Annotated in this window: 2 protein-coding genes; both read right to left on the bottom strand. The window is 68.3% G+C overall.

Annotated features, from left to right (window positions below):
* A partial coding sequence (locus tag BLR41_RS22270) for a beta-ketoacyl synthase N-terminal-like domain-containing protein (protein ID WP_143013169.1) occupies positions 1 to 1,220 on the bottom strand: 1,220 nt, incomplete at its 3' end.
* A gap of 46 nt (positions 1,221 to 1,266) precedes the next feature.
* A complete protein-coding gene (locus tag BLR41_RS22265; RefSeq protein ID WP_176798104.1) occupies positions 1,267 to 4,512 on the bottom strand; it encodes a type I polyketide synthase in 3,246 nt (1,081 codons plus the stop codon).
* Positions 4,513 to 4,537: the final 25 nt, after the last annotated feature.

Here is a 4,537-nt window from a genome sequence, read left to right as displayed (position 1 = left end):
AACGAGCGCGGCAACTCACCATGCCGCAGCGCGAGCACCATCTTCATCACCCCAGCGACACCCGCCGCGGCCTGCGGATGCCCCAGATTCGACTTCACCGAACCCAGATACAACGGATCCTGATCCGAACGATCCTTCCCATACGTCGACAACAACGCATGGGCCTCCATCGGATCCCCCAACGCGGTACCGGTGCCATGCGCCTCCACCGCGTCCACGTCTTCCGGACCGAGCCCACCCGCATCGAGCGCCGAACGAATCACCCGCTCCTGCGCCGGACCGTTCGGCGCGGCGAGTCCCTGACTCCGACCATCCTGATTCAACGCGCTCGACCGCAACACCGCGAGGACATCGCGCCCGTTGGCCCGCGCATCCGAGAGCCGCTCCAACAACAACATGCCGCAGCCCTCCGACCAGCCCACGCCGTCGGCACTCTCGGAGAACGACTTGCACCTTCCTTCGGGGGAGGTGAGCTTCTGGCGGCTGAACTCGACCATGGCCCAGGGGGTCGCCATCACGGTGACCCCGCCCGCCAGCGCGAGGTCGCACTCACCACGCCGTAATCCCTGCATCGCCTGATGAATACTCACCAGCGAGGAACTGCACGCCGTGTCCACCGACACCGCCGGACCCCGCAACCCCAACGTGTAAGCCAACCGACCGGACGCGGTGCTGCCGAGCATGCCGGTGGCGATGTGCCCGTCCAGGGAGGCGAGCCTGGTCAGGTGGTGGTGCGCGTAATCGCTGTGTTGGATACCGACGTACACGCCGGTCGCGCTCCGATCCACCGATTCCGGCGACACCGCGGCGCGCTCGAGCAGCTCCCAGGAGGTCTCCAACAGCAACCGCTGCTGCGGATCCAACCGCTCCGCCTCCCGCGGACTCACCCCGAAAAACCCCGCATCGAACAACCCCGCATCATGAACGAAACCACCCCCACGCGCATACGTCGCCCCCACCACATCCGGATCCGGATCGAACAACCCCGCCACATCCCAACCGGGACGATCCGGAAAACCCGACACCGCATCACCACCGTCGGCCAGGAGCTGCCACAGCCCCTCCGGAGAATCCACCCCACCCGGATAACGCCCCGCCATCGACACCACCGCGATCGGCTCGTCGATGCGGCGCTGGAGCTCTTCCGAGCGGCTCTTCTCCCGCTGGAGGGCCGCGGTGACGCGACGCAGGTAGGCGCGGAGGTCGGATTCTTCAGCCATGACCTAACAATCGTCGGGCGGTAGGGGGACGGTGGAAAGGTGCGGGTTACAGGTCCTCGATCTCCTGATCGATGAACGTCAGGAGATCGTCGTCGGACACATCCGCCACACTCGTGCGGATCTCGCTGTCGGACCGCGGCTCCGCCGTGGTCTCGTGCGATTCGAGACGTCGCGTGAGGGCCGCGATGCGCCGGCTGAACCGCGGTTGTCGCAGTGTCTCGTCGGGCAGGTGCTCGAGTCGTTCCAACACGCTCTCCAGGCCGGTGAGGTCGTCGACCTCGTCTCGCAGCAGGTGGGTGAGATACGCGGCGAGGTCCTCGGGTGTCGGGTAATCGAACAGCAGGCTCGGTGGGAGCTTCGTGCCGCACAACACCGCCAGTCGATTGCGCATCTGCACAGCCATCATCGAGTCGAGCCCCGAATCCCGGAGGGGACGGTCGGACGGCACCGCTGCTGCCTCGGACATGCCGAACACGGCGGCGATCTCCGCACGAACCGCTTCGAGGACCGTTTCCTCGCGCTTGTCGACCGGCACAGCTCGGAGTCGTTCACCGAGCCGTGTCGCCGCTCGGTCGTGGTCCTCGTCCTGGTGCGTCTCACCTTCGAGAGCGCGTCTGGCTTCGTCGACGCCGTGCAGCAACGGCCTCGGACGGCCGGCGGCGTAGCTCGCCGTGAAACTCGACCATTCGACGTCGGCCACCGCGAGCGCGGGTCGGCCGTCGCGCAGTGCGAGTTCGAGGCCACGGATGGCCACCTCCGGCGCCATGGGCGGGATGCCCCGGCGACGCAGCTGGGCATCCGTCTCCGCCGAGACCATGCCGCCTTCTCCCCAGGAGCCCCAGTGGACGATGGTGGCGGGCACACCCCGGGCGCGGCGTCGACGCGTGAGACCGTCGAGGAACGCGTTGGCCGCCGCGTAGGCGCCCTGTTCCCCGGAACCCCAGAACCCGGCCAGACTGCCGTAGAGCACGAACGCCTCCAACGGCTCGGGGTCGAGAAGGGCGTGGAGGTTCGCGGCTCCGGCGACCTTCGCCGAGAGCTCCCGCTCGACGTACACGGCGTCGTGGGAAGCCAGCGGACGTGGTTCCGTGGCGCCCGCAGCGTGGAACACGGCGCGAACCGGCTCGTCGAGACCGCTCAGCAGACGTTCGAGTTCGGTGCGCTCGGCCACGTCACAGGACGCGAGGGTCACCCTCGCCCCGAGACTCTCCAACTCCTCCCGCAACGCGGCGGCGCCCGGCGCCGCCGCACCGCTACGCGAAGTCAGCACCAGATGCAACTGCTCCCGAGCACACTCCGCCAACCACCGCGCCGTACGGGCACCCAACCCACCGGTACCCCCGGTCACCAACACCGTGCCCGCCAGAGCGAACCCGCTGTCAGCCACCTCGACCTCGGGACGAGCGCGAACGACACGCCGCACGAGCCGCTGCGCGGAGCCGTCCCGGTCAGGCCGCAGTGCGAGCTGGTCCTCCGCGTCGTCAGCGGTGATGGCCGTGATCAGGGCATCGGTGGTCGATCGGTCGAGCGGACCGGCCGGTAGATCCACGAGACCGCCGAGCAGGTCGGGGTGTTCGAGGCCGACTACCCGCCCGAGTCCCCACAGTGCGGACCGGCTCGGGTCGTGGAGCTCGCCCTCGGGAGTCTCGGACGCCGTGCCCACCGCTCCCGTGGTCAACAACCACAGCGGCGCGTCGCCGCTCACTTCCCGGAGGGTTCGGACGATCGAGCGGAGCCGCACGACCCACCGCGTCAGTCGCGACGTCAGCTGAGGGTCGGATTCGAGGGACGGTTCCGAGGGCGCGTCGGATTCCGCACCGGCAACCAGCAGGACGCCGGACAGGGGCGTGTCCGCCGCGGCCGAGGCCAACCGTGTGGCGGCCTCGTCCGGATCGTCGGCCAGCTCGAGTCGTAGCACCTCGGCACCGGCTGCTTCGACGGCGGCAGCGATGGACTCGGCACGCTGCGCTCCTGGTTGTTCACTCAGCAGCAGCCAGGTGCCACTCGGACGAATAACGTCACCGTGACTCGGCACCGAAATCCACTGCTCCTCGTAGAGCCAGTTCGCGAGCTCGGCTCCGGCGGCACGTCGGGTCCGCCATCGCGCGAGATGCGGCAGGAGCGCCGCGAGATCCTCGTGGCGCTGCTCCGGGATCTCCAACATGTCGGCCACGGTGTCGACTTCGTGTGCTCGGACGGCCTCCCACAGCGGTTCTTCCACGACACCGGTGCCGTTGGACGCGCCGTTCGGAGCGGAGGGAGTGACGTCGAGCCAGTAGTGCTGGTGTTGGAAGGCGTAGGTGGGTAGGTCCACGGTCTGTGTGTTGGTGCCCGCGTAGACCGTGTCCCAGTCGATCGGGATGCCATGGGCGAACAACTCGGCCGCGGCCTGCCGCAACCGCGAGGCACCGTCCTCGTCCCGATGCAACGAGCCCACCGCCACATGCCCGGCACCACCGAGCGGGCCCACCAACAACGGATGCGCACCCAACTCGAGGAACACCGTGTCCTCACCCGGCGCGAGATCCTCCAACGCCAGGTCCAGCCGCACCGGCTGGCGGAGATTGTCCGCCCAGTAGTCGCCGTCGAGCTCACTGCCGTCGACCCGAGCCCCCCGCACCGTCGACACCACCGGCACATCCCCCGTTGTCGGTGCGAGATCGGCCAACTCCGACCGGATCTCCCCCAACACCGGATCCACCTGCGGCGAATGCGACGCGTAATCCACCTTGATCCGCCGACAGGACACACCCTCGCCCTCCAACACGGCGAGGAACTCCTCCAACTCCTGCCGGTCCCCCGCCACCACCGTCGACTCGGCGGTATTGACCACCGCCACCGACAACGCACCACCCCACTCAGCCAGCCGCCGCCGCACCTGGGCCACCGGCAGCGCCACACTGCCCATCCCCCCATCACCAGCCAGACCAGCCACCAGCCGAGACCGCACCCCCACAACCCGAGCACCCTCAGCCACACTCAACACACCCGCCGCCACCGCAGCGGCCACCTCACCCTGAGAATGACCCACCACCGCATCCGGTGACACACCCCAACAACCCCACACCCGCGAAAGCGCCACCCCCACCGCGAACAACACCGGCTGCACCACCGTCACCCGCTCAAGCTGCTCCCGCTGCGACTCCTCATCAGCCTCCAGCAGCTCCACCACCGAAAACCCCGTATACGGACGCAACGCCCCATCACACTCAACCAACGCCGCCCGGAAAACCTCGTCCCCCAACAACGAACGACACATCCCCGGAAACTGACCACCCTGACCCGGAAACACCCACACCACCCGCCCACAAGAAGCA

Origin of the sequence: Actinopolyspora mzabensis (assembly GCF_900101095.1) — a bacterium.
GTDB classification, from domain to species: domain Bacteria; phylum Actinomycetota; class Actinomycetes; order Mycobacteriales; family Pseudonocardiaceae; genus Actinopolyspora; species Actinopolyspora mzabensis.
The sequence above is the reverse complement of the archived record's forward strand: the minus strand, read 5'-3'. Positions and strand labels throughout refer to the sequence as shown.